This window comes from Bradyrhizobium shewense (assembly GCF_900094605.1).
Taxonomy (GTDB): Bacteria; Pseudomonadota; Alphaproteobacteria; order Rhizobiales; family Xanthobacteraceae; genus Bradyrhizobium; species Bradyrhizobium shewense.
Genome location: NZ_FMAI01000007.1, coordinates 291,976 through 310,637, shown reverse-complemented (window position 1 = coordinate 310,637; position 18,662 = coordinate 291,976). Strand labels below are relative to the sequence as shown.

The window sequence follows — 18,662 nt, the reverse complement described above, 5'->3', positions numbered from 1 at the left end:
GCGGGACGGTGCGTGCGTCGCAAAGCCCCGGCGATGCGAATTCCCTTTGCACGACCTTGCGGCTAGAAAGTCCCCTTAGTCTGTTCGAGCGGGAGCGGATACTGTGGGGCGATTGGCGAAACGTGCGGCGAGCTTGGCATCGGTCCTGTTATTGCCGTTGGCGCTCGCGGCATGTTTCGGCAGCGACGGTGATCGTCCAACCATCATCGGTGGGACCCAGGCCGGAGGCCCGCAGCCGTTTCCCGACAATTTCCGCGGCGACATCCTGGCCTTGATGCGCACCTATCTGAACAACCCGGTCGGCGTGCGCGAGGCCAGCATGGCCGAGCCCGTCCAGCGCGAGGTCGGCGGCCGGCAGTTCTATGTGAGCTGTCTGCATTTCACCCCGCGCGAAACCGATGGCAGCTACAAGGCCATGCGGGAACGCGCTGTGATCTTCGTCAACGGACGGGCGGACCGCGTCGTCGACCGCACGAGCGAGCTCTGCGCCGGCGCGGTTTACGTACCCTTTCCGGAACTGGAAAAGATGACGCGGTAGCGCAAAGCCCGCCTTCATCGCCGGGTGTTAGAACGATGACTGCCGGAGCCGCTGGATCACATTTCGGCGAGCTTTGAACGGGGTGGTTTGACCTCGCGACAAATTGTTACGGCAGGCCCTGCGCAGACGACAAAAATAGTCGGTGCAGGACGACGTGACGGAACAAAATCGCGTTGTTGCCCCTCCGTCACAGTCACGAGCGATCAACGTTCCGGCATCGCCGCGAAGCAACCCAATTCACGCCACGTTGTTTCCTGAGTGTCGTAAATGAAAGAACGGGGATGATCATGAAATCAATTTTGCTGGGTGCAGCTGCTCTGCTTGCGCTGGCCGCGCCGGCTGCAGCCGCGGACATGCAGCCGCGCACCTACGCCAAGGCCCCGGCCTATACGCCGCCGCAGCTGATTTATAACTGGACCGGTTTCTACATCGGCGGCCATGTCGGCGGCGCGTTCGCCGGCGACAGCAGCTTCCAGTCCAGCGACGCCCGCTTCCTCGGCGGCGTGCAGGGCGGCTTCGACTACCAGTTCGCGCCCAATTGGGTGGTGGGTATCGAGGCCCAGTATTCCTGGCTGCCGACCAACAACAACGGTGTCACGTTCCCGCTGGGCACGCAGGTGACCTCCAACACCGACCAGCTCGGGTCGGTGACCGGCCGCATCGGCTACACCTGGGGTCCGGCGCTGCTCTACGCCAAGGGCGGTTACGCTTGGCGCAATGGCGGCCTGGGCGTCAATGTCGCAGGGGTGCCGCAGGGTTTCACCACCACCGGCAACAGCAAGGACGGCTACACCGTCGGCGCCGGCCTCGAATACATGTTCGCGCCGAGCTGGTCGGCCAAGGCCGAGTACCAGTACTACAATTTCGGCAGCACCACCTTCACCTCCGGCCCGGCCGATATCGTCGGCGTTCGCGGCCGGGAGGACGAGCATACCGTCAAGGTCGGTGTGAACTACCGCTTCGGCTGGGGCGGTCCGGCAGCCACGCGCTACTGACCCTCCACCGCGATCATCGCTCTGACAAAGGCCGGCTTCCCGCCGGCCTTTCGTTTGTCAGCCTCTTGCCTGCTGGCCCCATGTTTGCTTTGCGTGAACCATCTGGCGCGTCATTTGCAGGAAAACATCCGACGGGCGCCTTCTCACGCGCGTCATGGGACTTGGGTAAAGCAAAAATAATTTTTGCCGCTTACGGAACTCGCGCTCCGGAAAGCGTTATATGAGAATTACCGGGCTGGTGGGACGACGGACATGCGTATCTTGGTGTCGGCGGTGGTGCTCTCGTGCTTTGTCTGCCTGCCGTGCTCTGCACAGACAATCCTCAAATCCGAGCCTCTGATGCTGGCACCTTACGAGGTGGCTTTCGTCAAGGACGCGTCCTGCCCGTCGGGCAAGGTGCTCAAGGTCACCGGCGCGATCCGCGGGCTGCATCGCCGCAAGGCCTGCGTGGTGCTGGCCGGTGAGCAGGCCTCGCTGGCAACCGCAACGCCTTGACCGCTTTGCGGCTTGCTCCGCCGGACCTCACGAATTCAGCTCGAGCTCCATCGTCGACTGGCGGTCGGCCTCGGCCTTGTTTTGGGCGGGGTCCTCACCCTGGGCGACCCGGCAGGGCCTGATCTCGTAGTCGTTGTCGAGCACCCGGCGTGGCCCGGGACGCTCCTCGTCGGCGCTGACGTCCACAACCAGGCCGCTCCGATACGCGAGCTTCCAGACGTCAGCTTCGCTCGGATAGGCCTTGCTGATCTGGGCGTCGTTGCAGAACAAGGCGTAGGGCATTCTTCCCGCTCCCGGAAACCGCGTTAACGACCTCATGGGCCGCCGGTTCCGGGCGGCTGCTGATCACGGGGCCGTGATCGGGCTGCCGGGCCCTGAGTCCTTAACGAGTCCTGAATCGCGAAAAAAAGAATCCTTGGGACTCGTTTGGCGGAATCAGCGGATGTTTTCCGCCATGACGAGCGACCTGAAGACCTCCTGCGGGCACATGCTCCTGCCGCTGACGCTGGCGTTATTCGGCGCCTGCGCGGCCAATCTTTGGCTGGTGTGGTCCTGGCTGTAGGGCCCCTCTGACGGGAGGGCGGCCTTATTTTTTGGCCCATGGGCCGGAGGCGTCGTGGATGGCGGCGCGCAATTTGGTCAGGGTTTCGGCACAATATTCCTCGCGCTCGCGCTCGAACCGCTCCTGATGCTTGCGGAAATTGGCGATGCGGGCCTGCATCTCGGTGCGGAAATCACCGATCACCCGCGGTGGCGGCAGAGGAGTGGGTGGTGGGGGCGGTACCGGAGCTTGCGCCAGCTCGATCTCGACTGCGGCGGCTTCCACGGCAATGCTCTCGACCGCGACTGTCGTGGCAACCGGGGTCCCTTCCGGCTGAAGGACATCATCCTTCCTGCCGGTCACCGATTGGACGAAGGCCAGTGTCTGCGCGATCAGCGCGTCGCGTTCCGCGATCCATTTCATGATCCACCTCAGCCGGCCCCATTCCAGCAAAGCGGCCGCGCCGAATCAAGGCGGAAACAAGGGGATTGCATATTTTTCCCGGTCGCCTGAAAATAGGCGGATGGATTCCGGAAAAGAACGGTCGGACGAAGTGGAGGGCCTGAGGCTCATCCGCGCGTTCCTGTTGCTGCCGCCCGACAAGCGGGCGGAGGTGATCGCGTTCGTCGAGGAATTGGCGCGTGCGCATGGCCGGCCCGAGGAGGGCACGCAGGCGTCGCCGAGGTGAGCGCTATCGTTGGCGCGGATTGATGTTGGGCTCGAACGGTGCGCCAACCACCCGGACCGGTGTCTGAACCGGTGTCCGGGTGACGTCGATCACGGCTGTCTCGGCGACCCGCTTTTCGGGGGCCGGCGAAGGCATCGGCTCGAACAACGTCAATGTCCCGGCCACGGCGACACAGCACAGCGTCACGGTCGCCAGCAGAAACATATTTCGGTTTTCTTCCCTGATCCGCATAGGTCGACAACGGCTGACGCGGAGGCTCGGTTCCGGGCCGGCGACGCGGATCGCGCGACCGAAATGGGCCGAAGCTTACGCCAAGCTTACGTCGGAGCGCAGAAGGGTTATTTTTGCGTAAGAATACCCAGGCGACTTGAGGTTAAATCTTAACATCCGCCGGTTCCAATGCACGGTGCTGGGATTATCGCCGGCAGCACCATCATTGGACGGCTTACATCATTGGACGGCTTATATGAGCTTTTTGAACAATCTGAAGATCGTCTGGAAGGTCGCGTTGATCGTGACCGTGATGGGCTGTGCAATGATCGCCGTCGCGGCCTTTGGCGTGCGCGAACTTTCCGCGACCGTGGACGGTTTCGGCGAGCTCTCCGCCGCGCAATCTTCCTCTCTCAACCTCACCCGCGCCCAGCGCCGCGCCGAGACCTACCACGCGGCGCTCTATGCGGTGTTCACCGAGGCAACCGAGGCGGGCAATGCCAAACGCCTCAAGACCGCGACCCAGAACCGCGACGAAATCCGTCAATTCCTCGATGCGGCCGAGCAGGACGACCCATCGCGTGCCCGCGAGCTGAAGAGCATCGGCGACCAGTTGAAAGCCGCCTTCATCGGCTGCGATCCGGTGCTCCAGGCCGGCTCACAGGCCAGCAGCACGGAAGAGAATGCCAGGGCAGCCGAACGCGCGCACAAGGAGTGCGATCCCCTGATCGATGCGGCCCTGCTGCGCATCGCCAAGTTCACGACCGAGACCGCCCAGGCCGTCGCCAAGCGCAAGGACACCATCAGCCGCGACGCTCACGCCGCGACCTGGACCGTGATCGGCGTCAGCGCCGGCGGCCTGATCCTGGGCATTGCGATCGCGCTGTTCATCGGCCTCAAGGCGATGTCGCAGCCGATCGCCCGGCTCAAGCTCGCCATGGAGGGGCTTGCCCGCAACGACCTCAAGACCGAGGTGCCCGAGAAGGACCGGCGCGACGAGATCGGCGACATGGCCAACACGGTCGAAGTGTTCAAGACCAATGCACTGGAGGTCGAGCGCCTCAAGGCCGCACAGCTCGAAGTCGAGAAGCAGGCTGCCGAGCAGCGCCGTCGCGACATGGTCAACCTCGCCGACGGCTTTGAACGTGCAGTCGGCGAGATCATCGAGACGGTCGGATCCGCCTCCACCGAGCTCGAAGCGTCGTCCTCGACGCTGGCGACCACCGCGCAGCGCGCGCAGGAGCTGACCTCGGTCGTCGCAGTCGCGTCCGGCGAAGCCACCGGCAATGTGCAGTCGGTCGCGACCGCCACGGAGGAGCTGTCCTCCTCGGTCAACGAGATCAGCCGGCAGGTGCAGGAATCCGCGCGGATGGCGGGCGAAGCCGTCGCCCAGGCCCGCACCACGACGGAACGGGTCAGCGAGCTCTCGGTTGCCGCGACGCGGATCGGCGACGTCGTCGAGCTGATCAACACCATTGCCGGCCAGACCAACCTTTTGGCGCTGAACGCCACGATCGAAGCGGCGCGTGCCGGCGAGGCCGGCCGCGGTTTCGCGGTCGTCGCGTCCGAAGTGAAGACGCTGGCCGAGCAGACCGCGAAAGCGACCGGCGAGATCAGTCTGCAGATCTCCGGCATCCAGACCGCGACCCAGGAATCCGTCAACGCGATCCGCGATATCTCCGTGACCATCGAGCGGCTGTCGGAGGTGTCTTCGACCATTGCCGCGGCCGTCGAGGAGCAGGGCGCCGCGACCCAGGAGATCTCGCGCAACGTCCAGCAGGCCGCTCACGGCACCCAGCAGGTCTCCTCGAACATCACCGACGTGCAGCGCGGAGCGGCCGAGACCGGCTCGGCCTCCTCGCAGGTGCTCTCGACCGCCAAGATGCTGGCGACCGACAGCAACCGGCTGAAGGACGAGGTCGGGAAATTCCTGCGGACGGTGCGCACGGCGTAAGTCCGCCGGCATCCGTCCATCGCGCGTTCTAGAGCGCCAGCAGACAAGCGAGCACGAACACCAACAGCACGGCCGTCATGACGACGGCCGTCACCGCGCCAGCGGCGATCTTGGCCTTCTCTCTCGGGGTGGTCGAGCGCATCGGACGCGAGTATAGCGTGTTTGCACCGGAATCTCGACCTTGAGTCCGATCCCATGATCGCCAATCGTCCTCCCGTGCTCGCCCACGAACGCTTCGTCGCCGACCGCGACAATTTCTCAGGGCTAGATCTCGCCGCACGGTTCGAACGGATCGAGCGGACGAACCTTTGGGGCGCTGCCGACTCGGTGTCGGGCCTCGGCTCGGAGGACACGGCCACCGCCGCGATCCGGGAGGCGCTTCCTTCGCTGCTGCAGCGGCTCGGCGTACGCTCGCTGCTTGATGCGCCCTGCGGCGATGCTGGCTGGATCGGCCACCTCAATCTCGATCTCGATTACATCGGCATCGACATCGTGCCGTCGCTGATCGAGACCAACAACGCGCGTGCGGCGCGCGGTGAATTGGCCGGCCGATTCCTGGTGGCTGATATCACGCGCGATGCACTGCCGCGCGCCGATCTGATCCTGTGCCGGGACTGCCTGGTGCATCTGAGTTTTCAGAACATCGCCCGCGTCATCGCCCGCTTTCGCGAGAGCGGCGCGCAATTCCTGCTCGCCACGACGTTTCCGGAGTGGGAGGAAAACCGCGATTGCGAGGATGGCGACTGGCGCGCGCTCAACATGACGAAGGCGCCGTTCGACTGGCCGGCGCCGCGTGAGTTGATCGACGAGCGCTGCGAGGAGGGCGATGGCGGCTGGCGCGACAAGAGCCTCGGGCTCTGGCGGCTGGACGAGTTGCCGGATCGCGTCCGCACGGCCACGGATGTGTGACAGCTGCGGGCGGAACGTCCATTGCGTCCGTGATCGCCCCGGCGATAGACTTCGGGTTGTGTTGCGATCTCCTGTCGTATGCCGGAGCCCACCATGAGAGCATGTGCTGTCCTGGCCGCGTTGTTGATCTGGTGCAGCGCGCCGGCGCTGGCGCAGCAGGAGGGGGCAGCGCTCTATGCCGCGCATTGCGCGCAATGCCACGACGGCGATGCGCAGAGCCGCGTGCCGGGCCGCGGCGCCATGCAGGCGATGTCGTTCGATCATGTGTTGGGCACCTTGACCTCGGGCAGTATGGCGGCGATGGCGAAGGATCGCAGCGATGCGGAGCGCCGCGCGATCGCTTCCTTCGTCACCGGCAAGATCGCGAGCGATGGCATTGCAGCCGACGCGGAAGGCCGCTGCACGCAGCAGGTCAGCGGTTTTCCGCAAGCCTTTGACGGTCCGCGCTGGAACGGATGGGGCGTCGACACCAACAACAGCCGCTTCCAGCCCGCCGACATGGCGGGGCTGACCGCGGAGCAGGTGCCGCGCCTGCGGTTGAAATGGGCTTATGCGTTCCCCGGCGCCTCGGTGTCGTTTGCGCCGCCGACCATCGTGGGCGGAATCCTGTTCATCGGCGGCACCGATCGCAAGGTGCACGCGCTCGACGCGCGCAGCGGCTGCACGCTGTGGACGCTGGCGATCGATGCGGCGGTGCGGGCCGCGATCAGCTTTGCGCCACTTCCGGGCTCCGACCAGTTCGCGATCTTCTTCGGCGATTTGCGCGCCAACGCCTATGCCGTGAACGCGCTGACCGGCGCGCTGATCTGGAAGACGAAGGTCGAGGAGCATGCCGCCGCGCGCATCACCGGCGCGCCGACGCTGCATTCGGGCGTGCTCTACGTACCGGTGTCCTCGATCGAGGAAGCCGCAGGCTCGCAAGCCAGTTACGAATGCTGCACCTTCCGCGGCAGCGTCGTGGCGCTGGACGCGGCGACCGGCAAGCTGGTCTGGCAGGCCTATACGATTCCGGAAGTGCCGCATCCAACCGGCAAGAATGCCAGGGGCACGCAGCTCTTCGGTCCGTCCGGAGCCGCGATCTGGTCGGCGCCGACGATCGATGCGAAGCGGGGCGCCGTCTATGTGGCGACCAGCAATTCATATTCGAACCCGCCGGCGGCGACCGCCGATGCGATCCTCGCTTTTGAGCTCGCAACCGGGAAGCTGCTCTGGAAGCAGCAGGCCACGCCGAAGGATGCCTTTGTCGTGGCGTGCTTCACCGCGGACAAGTCCAATTGTCCCGAGGATCACGGACCCGATCACGATTTCGGCCAATCGCCGATCCTCGTGACCTTGCGCGACGGCAGGCGCGTGCTCGTCATCGCGCAGAAGTCCGGCGTCGTGCACGCGCTCGATCCCGACGACGGCGGCAAGATCCTGTGGCAGAGCCGGATCGGGAAGGGCGGTGCGCTCGGCGGCAGCGAGTGGGGCTCGGCCGCGGACGGTGAGCGCATCTATGTTGCCAACTCGGACGTGCGTTTCATGCGTGACGGCACGCGGCAACTCGATTCCACGCAAGGCGGCGGCCTGTTCGGCCTCGATCTCGTCAGCGGCAAGATCGCGATGGAAGTGCCGCCGGTCGCCTGCGGCGACCGTCCCCAATGCAGCCCCGCGCTTTCGGCGGCGGTGAGCCTGATCCCGGGCGTGGTATTCTCCGGCGGCGTCAGCGGCTTCCTGCGCGCCTATGCCACCGACGGCAAGCTGCTCTGGGAGTTCGACACCGCGCAGGATTTCAAGGCCGTCAACGGCGTCCCCGCCCATGGCGGCGCGATCGACGGCCCCGGGCCGGTCATCGCCGGCGGCATGCTCTACACCAATTCCGGCTACCGCCAATGGAGCGGCGTCGCCGGCAACGTGCTGCTGGCGTTCGAGGTCGGGACGGACTGAGACCCGGACGCGCTGCAACGCCTTCAGCGTTGCGGGGCTGAGCCGGGACCCAGAAAGCGGCACGGAGGAATGGGCGCGATGGACCCCGGCTCTGCAGCGCATCGCCGAAGAGGCGCTGCACTGCGTCGGGGGCACAGTGCAGGGCTGCTTCGTCAACCTCGTCATAGGCGCCTCCCTTTCAACTTGCATCCCGACCAACGAGGAGAGAATTCGATGATCGATGCCAGATGCAGCTGCGGTGCTCTCGCACTGTCGCTTCCGGGACCATCGCAACTCGTCGTCGCCTGTCATTGTGTTGATTGTCAGCGACGAACCGGCGCGCCGTTCGGCGTCGGCGCCTTCTATCCAGTAGAGACCGTCACGATTACAGGGACGCCAAAGCCGTACGTTCGGACAGCCGCAAGCGGCGGCAAGGTCCGCAGCTATTTTTGTCCTGACTGCGGCTCGACGGTTTATTGGCAAGCCGAGAATTTTGCCTGCGATGATCGGCGTTGCCGTCGGCGCGATCGCGAATTCCGATTTTCCACCGCCCATCAGATCAGTGTTCGAGCAGTCGAAACATGGATGGGTGGAGATGTCAGGTGCCGCGCACTTCCAGCAAGGCAGCGTGCCGAAGCGTTCAAGCTGAAAACTGCGCGCCAGATGCTGGTGCCGGCTGAGGGGATTGAACCCCCGACCTTCGGTTTACAAAACCGCTGCTCTACCGCTGAGCTAAGCCGGCGACGCCTGACGACGCGGGTAGGGCCGGCATGGGCCGGGGTGTCCACCCGTTGCGCGCCGCAATACCAGACTTGATCGGAAAGTGCCAGAACCGGAAAGGCCGTCGCCGCAGACATGAATCAGGCGGCCCGGAGGCCGCCTGATCTCTCGCATCGATTTAGATCGCCTTACTGGCAGATGTGCCGGCGGCCGTCTGCGCCCTTGAACCAAGTGCCGGGCGTGCAGACGAAGCCGTTACGCTGGGCGTAGGTGCGGGTGTCCCAGCCGCGGTTGTCCCACGAATTGTCGTAGGCATAGGAATTGTCCCAGGCGCGGAACGGCGCGCTGGCAATCGCGCCCGCGGTGCCGATCGCGGCGCCGGCTACGCCGGCCGCGACGTCGGTCGGCCAGAAGCCGGTGCGGCTCCTGTTCCAGTCGTTATTCCAGTCGCCATTGGTCTGACGATAGGACACGCGGCGATGGCGGTATCCGCTATCGGTGTAAGGATTGCCGGGGCCGAGATTCTGGCAATTGGCGTTGGGGAATTGCGCCGAGCAGCGGCCGGGATTGGTGACGACGGCCTGTGCCATGGCAGAGCCTGCCAGCATGGTCGCCGCAATCGCCGTCGCTCCAAGAAGTTTGATGTTCATGGTTGTTGGCTCCCATTTTGTTGACGGGGGCTAAACGCTTGCGGCGCCGGACGTTCCGATGAAACCGGAGGATTTCGCAAGCAAACGGTCAAACGGATGTGAGCGCACGGCGCGGTTCCGTGCGGCGGAGTCACACGCCGTTAACGCTTCGCTCATTCGGTTTGCAGCATTTGAGCGGCGCGCAATCCTTACACATTAGGCTTACCGGAATTTGGTGAGCGGGCCTTAACCCTCTCTGCGCCGCGATCGGATAGGTTGCCGCCGCATAACCGGGGTCCCCCTCATGCGCGTTGTGGCGCTCGCTGCCTTTCTGATCGGACTGCCCGCGACGGCGTTTGCCGGCAGCGGCTTCGATATCGTCGTTCCCGGCCGGCCCGGCGTGCCGATCATCATCAACAACATCGACGCGTCCTATGCCGTGGTCGAGGGTGTCTGGGGCCTGGGCAAGAACCAGCAGGTGCAGCCCACGATCTATGGCGGGCGCTATATCGCCGAGCGGCAGCCCGCCGACGTCGGCCATTATTATCCGACGCTGGGCCTGCGACCAGGCTACGGCCGGCTCGAGGTCGAGCCGCCCGCGAACCGCAAATTGCCGAAGCCCGCCGAGAGCTATCACCAGAGCTGGGGCGCGCAATCGGCGCCGCTGCCGCCGCAGATGGACGTGCCCGTCGATCCGCCGCCGGTGATCCTCGCGCCTGAAATCAACGATCGTCCGCGGCCACCGCGACCGCGGCCGCATGTCCAGGTCCCCGGCAAGCCGCCGGGTTAAGAAACGTCAAAATCCAACAAACAGAAATCAACAGGAGAGAGTAATGCGTCAAATGATTTCGGGACTGGTCGCGGCAGCTGCCGTGATGTTCGTCGCCACGGCACCCGCCGCGGCGTGCGGCTTCAACCCGTGCCAGCCAGTCGCGCCGGTCTATTCCGGCTGCAACACCGGTTGCGGCGGCTACGGCTATGGTGCCGGCTACGGCTATGGCGCCTTCGAGCGTCTCGCCGAGCCGACCACGCAGTATTATTACGTCAACCAGGGCCCGACCTACACCGGCCCGGGCGCTTTCGCGCCGTATCCGACCTACCGTGAAGACGCGGTCGTCGCGCCCGCCAATTACGGCTACGGCTATCGCGCCGCCGTGGCTCCCTATCACCGCCCGTACTACCGTCCGTACCGCTACGGCTACGGCCCGCGGCACGGCTACCTGCCGCGCACGCATTACGGCTACGGTCCGCGCTACGGCTACGCCCACCGTCACGTGCCGGCGCCGTACTACGGCGGTCACCGCGTGCTGCGCCGCTACTACTGATCTCTGATCGGTTGAGCTAAAGAGACGCCCGTTCGCGCGATGCGGACGGGCGTTTTGCTTTTTGGATTTTTGGTTTGACGCGATTTCTTGACGCGAACCGGTATCCACTTCGCTCGAAAACACTTACCGCTTCATCAGCCCCAGCCGGCTCGCGCCGACATAAAGCGAGAGCACGGCGGCGTTCGAGACGTTGAGGCTCTTGATCTCGCCGGGCATGTCGAGCCGCGCCACGACGCTGCAGGTCTCGCGGGTCAATTGCCTGAGGCCTTTGCCTTCGGCGCCGAGTACGAGCGCGAGCGGCTCGCGCAATGCGACGTCCGAGAGATCCTCACTGCCTTCGCTGTCGAGGCCGACGGTCTGGAAGCCGATTTCATTCAGCGTGGTCAGGGCGCGAGCGAGGTTCTGCACGGTCACAACAGGCACCAGCTCCAGCGCGCCGGAGGCAGCCTTGGCGAGCACGCCGGTTGCTTCCGGACTGTGGCGCGCGGTGGTGACGATCGCCTTCACCGCGAACGCTGCGGCCGAGCGCAGGATGGCGCCGACATTGTGGGGATCGGTGATCTGGTCGAGCACCAGCACCATGCCTTCCTGCGCCAAGTCCTCGATGTCGGGCGAGGGCAGGGGATCGGCCTCGGCGAGCAGGCCCTGATGTACGGCGTCGGGCGACAGCAGGCGGTCGATCTCCTGGGGCCGGACGATCTCGGGGGTGACGCGGGTTTGGATATTTTCGTCCACGAGCCGCTTCGCTGCGTTCTCGGTCAGCGTCAGCTTGCGGATCCGCCGCTCCGGGTTGGCCAGCGCCATGGTGACGGTATGCCAGCCATAGAGGATGACCGGCCCGTCGGCATGCGAATCGCGGTCGCGCCAGGCCGGCCGGCCGCCCGATTTCCCGGGCCTGTTGAAGGGCTTAGCCCCGCCGCGAGGGCCCCTGGGGGTGAATTTTCGATCCTTCATGGGCTCGCTTGTGTCACGGGTCCCGGAATATGGCAATTTGGGTGGCTTCGAAGGCGATTTTAGCTGTTCGCCTCGGTTGACTTTGCCCCATCGGATCGCCCATAACCGCGCCCGGTCGCGCCCCCATCCGGGCTGTCGCGGCCTTCACGTTCCATGGCCGTCTTCGGTCGCCGGCAAGGTCCGGCCCGATTGTGCTGCCGTCGAGCGGGGGAGTGTCCCGAGTGGCAAAGGGAGCTGACTGTAAATCAGCCGCCTCATGGCTTCGCAGGTTCGAGTCCTGCCTCCCCCACCAGCCTTCGCTCGCTTCGCGAGCTACGGCTCGGCAAGCCAGCATAAGTGCTCGTGGCGCGAAGTGAGCGAAGGCTGTCGCGCCGTAGCCCGCAGGGCGTAGGCGGACTGGTCGTGAACGTAACTCACCCCATCATCTCCCGCACCATCGGCACCACCTTGCGCCCATAAAGCTCGATGCTCTTCATCAGCTTCTCATGCGGCAAGGGGCCCGCCGAATACTTCAGCTGAAACCGCTCAACGCCAAGCGTCTTTGCCGTCCTGGCGATCTTGCGCGCCACCGTCTCCGGCGAGCCGGCATAGAGCGAGCCGTTCTCGACCTCGTTGACGAACTCGTCGCGGCCCATCGGCGGCCAGCCGCGCTCCTTGCCGATGCGGTCACGCATGGCCTTGTAGTCGGGCCATAGCTCCTCGCGCGCCTCTTCATCCGTCTCGGCGACATAGCCGGGCGAGTGCACGCCGATCGGCTGCGCGGGGCGGCCGAATTCCTTGGCGGCGCGGTGATGGAGATCGACGAAGGGCGCAAAGCGCGCGGGATCGCCACCGATGATCGCGAGCATCAAAGGCAGGTCGTAATGCGCAGCGCGCACCACCGATTGCGGGCTGCCGCCGACGCCGATCCAGGTCTTAAGCCGGCCGTTCTCGACCGGGGGATAGACCAGCTGATCCCGCAGCGGTGGACGCAGCTTGCCTTCCCAAGTGACCGGCTTCTGCGACAGCAATGCGGCGAACAGGTCCAGCTTCTCCTCGAACAGCTCTTCGTACTTGCGCAGGTCGAAGCCGAACAGCGGAAAGGATTCGGTGAACGAGCCGCGGCCGATTATCACCTCGGCGCGCCCGTTCGAGAACGCATCCAGCGTCGCGAAGCGCTGGAACACGCGGATCGGATCGTCCGAAGACAGCACCGTTACGGCCGAGCCGAGATGGATGCGCTTGGTGCGCGATGCGATCGCGGCCAGCACGGTCTCCGGCGAGGAGATCGCAAAATCGGCGCGATGGTGCTCGCCGAGGCCGATGAAATCGAGGCCGATCTCGTCGGCCAGCACCGCTTCGTCGACGACGTTGCGGATCACCTGCGCGTGCGGAAGCATCGCGCCTGCGGCGTCCCTGGTGACGTCGCCAAATGTATCCAGTCCGAATTGAAGCGATGCAGTCATCGGTAGGTCTCTGCGGACGCAGCTTGCGCTTGTCGCTGTGGGAGGGGATCGTTTGCGGTGGAGCTAGGCCGCGGCGGCCGGTGCAACAATGCTGCTTTGAGAAACCCACCGTTTCCTTTTTGGATCGTGCCAGGCCAGCGCCCGCTCAGTCGGATCGGGTGAACATCTCGACCAGGGTCTCGCGCAGCCAGCGCTGCGCCGGCACGGTGTCGTTGCGCTGGTGCCAGAACAGGCTGACGATGCGCGGCGGCGCCTTCAGCGGCAGCGGCATGGCGTGCAGGAACGGCGCGTGCCGGGATTGCGAGCGCAGATCGCTCGGCAGAACCGCGATCAGGTCGGACTGGCGCACCACCTCGTAGGCGGCGCTGTAGTGATTGACGGTCGCGACCAGATTGCGCGACAGCCCGCGCGAAGCGAGGAAGAGATCGTAGGACGGCAGGGTCTTGCCGGCGAGGCTCACATCGACATGGCCTGCGCCGAGGAAGGTGCGCGTGCTGAGCCGCTTCTGGGCGGCGAGCGGATGGCCGCGCCGCATGAAGCAGGCGTAGTCGACCGTCCACAGCGAGCGCGAGCGGATGGCGGCCGGCTGCTGCGCCTCGTTGACATAGACGCTCAGCACGCAATCGACGCGATTGTCTTCGAGCTGATCGGCGATCTCCAGAATGGTGTTGGGGACGGTGTGCACGCGCGCCTTGGGCGCGACGTTGCCGAAATGACCGAGGAGATTCGGCATCACCAGCGAGGCGACGTAGTCCGACATCGACAGGCTGAACTCGGTCTGCGCGCGGCGCGGATCGAACACCTGCTCGTCGAGCGCGCCGCGGACGGTTTCGAGGGCCTCGCCGATCGGCTCCCACAACACCACCGCGCGCTGGGTCGGACGGATGCCGGTGCCGGACCTGACGAACAGGGGATCACCGAGCGCATCGCGCAGCCGCGCGAGCGCGTTGCTGACCGCGGGCTGCGTCATCAGCAGCGCGTTGGCGGCGCGCGTGACGCTGCCCTCGGTCATCAGTGCTTCGAAGACTTTCAGCAGGTTGAGGTCGAGCGATCGAAACGACAGAACATTCACCGTGGTGATGTATGGGATCACGATTATAAATTATGACGATAATATCTCTTTGTCTATGGTTCCCCCAGGGACTTGCGGATGCCGGGCCGCCGGACAGAGGGGACTTACATGTCGATGATCTCGGCGCGCATCGAGCGCCTGCCATTCGCACGCTTCCACACGCATCTGTTGTTGATGGGCGGGCTCGGCTACATGTTCGACGCGATGGACGCGGCCGTGCTGGCGTTCATCCTGCCGGTGCTGCGCACCGCCTGGAATTTGACGAGCGTGCAGATCGGCGTGCTCGGCAGCAGCACCTATATCGGCTTCCTGTTCGGCGCGTTGCTGGCGGGCACGCTCGGCGACCTGATCGGACGCCGCGCGGTGATGATGTCGGCGCTGGCGCTCTATTGTGCCGCATCGATCGTCAGCGCCGCCGTGGACAGCTGGCCGTCCTTCTTCGCCGCCCGCGTCGTCGCGGGCATGGGCACCGGCGCCGAGAGCGCGATCATCGCGCCTTATCTCGCCGAGTTCGTGGCGCGGCGCTTCCGCGGCAGCTTCACCGGCGCGCTGGCCGGGTTCTTCTCCTTCGGCTTCGTCGCGGCCGCCTTGCTCGGCTACTTCATCGTTCCCGCTTATGAGAACGGCTGGCGCATCGTGCTGGTGATCACCGCCGTGCCGGTCGTCATGCTGTTGTGGTGGCGCAGGGCGCTGCCGGAATCGCCGCGCTGGCTGGAAAGCCGGGGCAGGGCGAAGGAAGCCGAAGCGGTGCTGGACAAGATCGAAGCCGGCTTCGCACGCCAGGGGCATGTGCTGCCGCAGCCGGTCGTCGATGCAGTCAGCCCGCCCGTCGCCGGAGGAACGCTGCTCGCCAATTTCGCGGCGCTGCTCGAGGGCCGGCAGGCGCGCATCACCGTCATGACCTGGATCATGTGGCTTGCGATCACCTTCAGCTATTATTCCTTCTTCGTCTGGATCCCCGGCCTGCTGGTCCAGAACGGCATGAGCATCACCAAGAGCTTCGCCTATTCGATCGCGATCTATTGCGCGCAGATCCCCGGCTATTTCAGCGCCGCCTGGTTCAACGAGCGCATCGGCCGGCAGGCGACCATTGCGTCCTACATGGTGCTCGGCGGTATCAGCGCGCTCGGACTCGCCTTCGCGCAGAGCGACCAGCACATCATGGTCGCGGGGATCCTGCTGTCGTTCTTCATGAACGGCACCTATGCCGGCGTCTATGCCTATACGGCGGAGGTATTCCCGACGCCGGTGCGAACCACCGGCGCCGGCCTTGCCTCGGCGATCGGCCGCATCGGCGCGATCGTCTCGCCGATCCTGGTCGGCTACCTCTATCCCAATTTCGGCTTCGCAGGTGTGTTCGGCCTTACTACCAGCGTGCTGCTGCTCGGAGCGCTCACCGTCGTGGTGATGGGCGTGCCGACGCGCGGCCGTTCGCTGGAAGACATTGCCGCGGGCGAAGTCGCATGAGGGAGACGACACGCCGGGCCGATCCGCTGCTCAACGCCGTGGCGGCGGCGCAGGGCAGGGCGGATCAGCCGGAGGCGCTGTTCTCGGCACTGGACGACGCCTTGAAATCGGCGATCGGGCACAAGCTGTTTACAATCCTGACCTATGACGACGACACCGGCGAAGCGGCGCGGATCTATTCCAATCTTCCCGGGCCTTACCCGACGGGCGGACGCAAGCGCCTCGCGCCGGGACCATGGACCGAGGCCGTGCTCGACCGCGGCGAGGCCTATATCGGCCGCAGCCTCGACGATCTGCGCAATGTGTTCGCCGATCACGAGCTGATCGCTTCACTCGGCTGCGAGAGCGTGCTCAACATGCCCGTGCGCTGGCGCGGCCGCACGCTCGGCTCGCTCAACCTGCTGCACGAGGCGGGCTGGTACGGCGCGGACGATGCCGCCGCGTGTCTTCCATTTGCCCAGCTCGCATTGCCCGCGCTGCTCACACAGTCCTGACCAGACAGGAAACGACCATGCCCAGCACCCTCTTCAAAAACGCCGCTCTGCTCGATCCGCTTCAGCCGGATTTGCTGGAGGGCCATCACGTGCTGGTCGAGGACAATGTGGTCAAGGAGGTCTCGGACCGGCCGCTCCAGGCTTCGGTCGACCGCACCATCGATCTCAACGGCAAGGCGCTGATGCCCGGCCTGATCGACCTGCATGTCCATGCGATCGCCGTCGAGCTCAACCTGGCGCAGCAGGTGCACATGCCGAACGTGCTGGTGACGCTGCGCTCGACGCTGCTGCTGCGCGGCATGCTGCGCCGTGGCTTCACGACGGTTCGCGACGCCGGCGGCGCCGGCCATGCGCTGAAGCAGGCGATCGACACCGGCCTCACCGACGGCCCGCGGCTGTTCGTCTCCGGTCGTGCGCTGAGCCAGACCGGCGGGCATGGCGACATGCGGGCGCGCTCGGATTATCTCGCCAGCGACGCACCATGTCCGTGCTGCGTGCGTGTCGGCGCGCTGGCGCGCGTTGCCGACGGCGTTGACGGCGTGCGCAAGGCGGCGCGCGAGGAGCTGCAGATGGGCGCCGACCAGATCAAGATCATGGCATCCGGCGGCGTCGCGTCACCCACCGATCCGGTCGGCGCCTTCGGCTACTCCGAGGACGAGATCCGCGCCATCGTCGAGGAGGCGCGCGGGCGCCAGACCTATGTGCTCGCCCACGCCTACACCGCTGCCGCGATCGAGCGCGCCGTTCGCTGCGGCGTGCGCACCATCGAGCACGGCAATCTGGTCGATGCCCCGACCGCGCGCCTGATGGCCGAGAAGGGCGCCTATGTGGTGCCGACGCTCGTCACCTACGAGGCGCTGGCCAACGAGGGCGCCCAATATGGCCTGCCGCCCGAGAGCGTGGCCAAGATCGCCGATGTCCGCGACGCCGGCCTGCGTTCGCTCGCGATCTATCGCGACGCCGGCGTGAAGATGGGTTTTGGCAGCGACCTGCTCGGGCCGTCGCAGCGCCTCCAGAGCGACGAATTCCGCATCCGCGCCGAGATTCTCGGCCCGCGCGCCGTAATCGCCAGCGCCACGGTGATCGGCGCCGAGGTGCTCGGCATGGAGGGCAAGCTCGGCCGTATCGTGCCCGAGTCGATCGCGGACCTGCTCGTGGTCGATGGCAATCCGCTCCGCGACGTCGCTTGCCTGCTCGGCCAGGGCGAGCACATTCCGCTGGTGATGAAATCAGGCAAGGTTCAGTTCGACCGGCTGAACGCGTAATTATCGCCACAGATCAGGCGCATCCGCGCGCCCCGATTTCGATCGCGCGCCCTATGTCGCGATGCGCACCACCATCTTGCCGAGCGCCCCGCGCGTCTGCATGGTCCTGAACGCTTCCCGGAAATCGCCCAGCGCGAAGACGCGACCGACCACAGGCTTCAGCTGGCCGTCGGCGAGCCAGCCCGTCAACTGCGACATCAGGCGCTTCTGCACCTCGGGCTCGCGCACGGGAATCTGCGCGAGGTCGACACCGAGCAGGGCGCCGCCCTTCAGCAGCGGCAGATTGAACGGCAATGCCGGGATCGCACCGGCGGCAAAACCGACCACGAGATGACGGCCACGCCAGGCGATGGAGCGAAAGGCCTGAACTGACATCTCGCCTCCGACCGGGTCGAAGATCACGTCGGCGCCGTGTCCTCCCGTCAATTCCTTCAGCGTGTCGCGCCAGCCCGCCTGCGTGTAGTCGATCACGGCGTCGGCGCCGTGTTGTTGGGCGAAGGCGCGCTTGTCCGGTGTCGATGCTGCTGCGATCACACGGGCGCCAAGCAGCTTGCCGATCTGGACTGCCGCAATTCCCGTGCCGCCAGCTGCGCCCAGCACCAGAAGCTGTTCGCCTGCGCAGAGCGAGGCGCGTGCGCTTAGCGCATAGAGCGCGGTCAGATAATTGGCGCGAAACGAGGCGGCGACTTCGGCCGCGACGCCGTCCGGCAGGGGATGGAGCGCTTCGGGTCTGACGACGATCTCCTCGGCAAGCGCGCCCGACCGCGTCATCCCCATCACGCGCATGCCGGGTTGATAGCCGCCGGGTGCGCCGGGCGCGTCCGTCACCACCCCGGCAAACTCCGTACCGGGAATGAAGGGCAGGGGATCTTTTGTCTGATAGCGTCCCTCGATCTTCAAGCCGTCGACGAAGCCGATCCCGGCAGCTTCCACGCGGATGCGCAGCTGTCCCGGTTCCATGGACGGGGGCGGGACGTCCTTCAGTTCGATCTGATCGATCGGTGCGTATTGCTCGACGACGACGGCTTTCATGTCGGACCTCTGTTGTTCCAGTTA

20 protein-coding genes, 2 tRNA genes and 1 pseudogene are annotated in these 18,662 nt (G+C 65.5%); 14 read left to right on the top strand and 9 right to left on the bottom strand.

The genetic code is table 11. From position 1 onward, the window contains the following. Window positions 1-103: 103 nt before the first annotated feature. The 3 genes from GA0061098_RS16525 (at window position 104) to GA0061098_RS16515 (ending at window position 2,028) form a co-directional block, all read left to right on the top strand. A complete protein-coding gene (locus GA0061098_RS16525) occupies window positions 104-538 on the top strand; it encodes a hypothetical protein (protein ID WP_179879913.1) in 435 nt (144 codons plus the stop codon). 287 nt (window positions 539-825) lie between these two features. Then, window positions 826-1,533: an outer membrane protein gene (locus tag GA0061098_RS16520; RefSeq protein ID WP_165637400.1), complete on the top strand. Its 708-nt coding sequence runs from the start codon at window positions 826-828 to the stop codon at window positions 1,531-1,533. A 252-nt stretch (window positions 1,534-1,785) separates the two neighbouring features. Further along, window positions 1,786-2,028 (top strand): DUF6719 family protein, encoded by a 243-nt coding sequence (locus tag GA0061098_RS16515; RefSeq protein ID WP_091957651.1) that lies wholly within the window; start codon window positions 1,786-1,788, stop codon window positions 2,026-2,028. A 27-nt stretch (window positions 2,029-2,055) separates the two neighbouring features. Here the strand turns inward: GA0061098_RS16515 and GA0061098_RS16510 are convergent, their stop codons facing one another. Then, window positions 2,056-2,310, bottom strand: a complete 255-nt coding sequence (locus tag GA0061098_RS16510) for a hypothetical protein (protein WP_091957649.1) — start codon at window positions 2,308-2,310, stop codon at window positions 2,056-2,058. A 304-nt stretch (window positions 2,311-2,614) separates the two neighbouring features. Then, a complete protein-coding gene (locus tag GA0061098_RS16505) occupies window positions 2,615-2,992 on the bottom strand; it encodes a hypothetical protein (RefSeq protein WP_091957845.1) in 378 nt (125 codons plus the stop codon). Here GA0061098_RS16505 and GA0061098_RS43800 point away from each other — a divergent pair. After that, on the top strand, window positions 2,991-3,257 hold the full coding sequence (locus tag GA0061098_RS43800) for a hypothetical protein (protein ID WP_129590872.1): 267 nt from the start codon (window positions 2,991-2,993) through the stop codon (window positions 3,255-3,257). The genes GA0061098_RS16505 and GA0061098_RS43800 overlap by 2 nt on opposite strands. A 3-nt stretch (window positions 3,258-3,260) precedes the next feature. On the opposite strand, the gene GA0061098_RS16500 is transcribed toward GA0061098_RS43800, so the two are convergent. After that, the gene (locus tag GA0061098_RS16500; RefSeq protein ID WP_091957647.1) at window positions 3,261-3,461 is read right to left on the bottom strand and encodes a hypothetical protein; all 201 of its coding nucleotides are present in this window, start codon (window positions 3,459-3,461) and stop codon (window positions 3,261-3,263) included. A 262-nt stretch (window positions 3,462-3,723) separates the two neighbouring features. Between GA0061098_RS16500 and GA0061098_RS16495 the strand changes: the two genes are divergently transcribed. The 4 genes and pseudogenes from GA0061098_RS16495 (at window position 3,724) to GA0061098_RS16480 (ending at window position 8,884) form a co-directional block, all read left to right on the top strand. Beyond that, the gene (locus GA0061098_RS16495) at window positions 3,724-5,421 is read left to right on the top strand and encodes a methyl-accepting chemotaxis protein (protein WP_091957645.1); all 1,698 of its coding nucleotides are present in this window, start codon (window positions 3,724-3,726) and stop codon (window positions 5,419-5,421) included. 195 nt (window positions 5,422-5,616) lie between these two features. After that, on the top strand, window positions 5,617-6,330 hold the full coding sequence (locus GA0061098_RS16490; protein WP_091957643.1) for a class I SAM-dependent methyltransferase: 714 nt from the start codon (window positions 5,617-5,619) through the stop codon (window positions 6,328-6,330). A gap of 93 nt (window positions 6,331-6,423) precedes the next feature. Beyond that, a complete protein-coding gene (locus GA0061098_RS16485) occupies window positions 6,424-8,256 on the top strand; it encodes an outer membrane protein assembly factor BamB family protein (RefSeq protein ID WP_091957842.1) in 1,833 nt (610 codons plus the stop codon). Between the two features lie 213 nt (window positions 8,257-8,469). Next, window positions 8,470-8,884: pseudogene (locus GA0061098_RS16480) on the top strand (GFA family protein). Between the two features lie 18 nt (window positions 8,885-8,902). On the opposite strand, the gene GA0061098_RS16475 reads toward GA0061098_RS16480, so the two are convergent. Next, window positions 8,903-8,977 (bottom strand) — tRNA-Thr (locus GA0061098_RS16475). A gap of 166 nt (window positions 8,978-9,143) precedes the next feature. Continuing rightward, complete coding sequence (locus tag GA0061098_RS16470; RefSeq protein ID WP_091957640.1) at window positions 9,144-9,605, bottom strand: hypothetical protein; 462 nt, start codon at window positions 9,603-9,605, stop codon at window positions 9,144-9,146. A 283-nt stretch (window positions 9,606-9,888) separates the two neighbouring features. On the opposite strand from GA0061098_RS16470, the gene GA0061098_RS16465 reads away from it, so the two are divergent. After that, complete coding sequence (locus tag GA0061098_RS16465) at window positions 9,889-10,374, top strand: hypothetical protein (protein WP_091957636.1); 486 nt, start codon at window positions 9,889-9,891, stop codon at window positions 10,372-10,374. A 43-nt stretch (window positions 10,375-10,417) separates the two neighbouring features. Next, window positions 10,418-10,909, top strand: coding sequence for a hypothetical protein (locus GA0061098_RS16460; RefSeq protein WP_091957632.1), 492 nt, complete (start codon window positions 10,418-10,420; stop codon window positions 10,907-10,909). 123 nt (window positions 10,910-11,032) lie between these two features. Here GA0061098_RS16460 and rlmB read toward each other — a convergent pair whose 3' ends face one another. Continuing rightward, window positions 11,033-11,863 carry a 23S rRNA (guanosine(2251)-2'-O)-methyltransferase RlmB gene (gene rlmB, locus GA0061098_RS16455; protein WP_165637398.1) on the bottom strand — a complete coding sequence of 277 codons (831 nt, stop codon included), beginning with the start codon at window positions 11,861-11,863 and terminating at the stop codon, window positions 11,033-11,035. 206 nt (window positions 11,864-12,069) lie between these two features. On the opposite strand from rlmB, the gene GA0061098_RS16450 reads away from it, so the two are divergent. Then, window positions 12,070-12,155: transfer RNA gene (locus tag GA0061098_RS16450), tRNA-Tyr, on the top strand. A gap of 121 nt (window positions 12,156-12,276) precedes the next feature. Here GA0061098_RS16450 and GA0061098_RS16445 read toward each other — a convergent pair. Further along, a complete protein-coding gene (locus GA0061098_RS16445; RefSeq protein WP_091957622.1) occupies window positions 12,277-13,308 on the bottom strand; it encodes an LLM class flavin-dependent oxidoreductase in 1,032 nt (343 codons plus the stop codon). 145 nt (window positions 13,309-13,453) lie between these two features. Next, window positions 13,454-14,401, bottom strand: a complete 948-nt coding sequence (locus GA0061098_RS16440) for a LysR family transcriptional regulator (protein ID WP_283807994.1) — start codon at window positions 14,399-14,401, stop codon at window positions 13,454-13,456. Between the two features lie 87 nt (window positions 14,402-14,488). Between GA0061098_RS16440 and GA0061098_RS16435 the strand changes: the two genes are divergently transcribed. The 3 genes from GA0061098_RS16435 to GA0061098_RS16425 are packed head-to-tail and all read left to right on the top strand — an operon-like array spanning window position 14,489 to window position 17,606. Continuing rightward, the gene (locus GA0061098_RS16435) at window positions 14,489-15,847 is read left to right on the top strand and encodes an MFS transporter (RefSeq protein ID WP_091957617.1); all 1,359 of its coding nucleotides are present in this window, start codon (window positions 14,489-14,491) and stop codon (window positions 15,845-15,847) included. Next, entirely contained in the window at window positions 15,844-16,341 is a 498-nt protein-coding gene (locus GA0061098_RS16430) for a GAF domain-containing protein (protein ID WP_091957612.1), read from the top strand. Before GA0061098_RS16435 ends, GA0061098_RS16430 begins: the two co-directional genes overlap by 4 nt. A 17-nt stretch (window positions 16,342-16,358) precedes the next feature. After that, window positions 16,359-17,606 carry a metal-dependent hydrolase family protein gene (locus GA0061098_RS16425; protein WP_091957608.1) on the top strand — a complete coding sequence of 416 codons (1,248 nt, stop codon included), beginning with the start codon at window positions 16,359-16,361 and terminating at the stop codon, window positions 17,604-17,606. Window positions 17,607-17,657: 51 nt separating this feature from the next. On the opposite strand, the gene GA0061098_RS16420 is transcribed toward GA0061098_RS16425, so the two are convergent. Continuing rightward, on the bottom strand, window positions 17,658-18,638 hold the full coding sequence (locus tag GA0061098_RS16420; RefSeq protein ID WP_091957604.1) for an NADPH:quinone oxidoreductase family protein: 981 nt from the start codon (window positions 18,636-18,638) through the stop codon (window positions 17,658-17,660). Window positions 18,639-18,662: the final 24 nt, after the last annotated feature.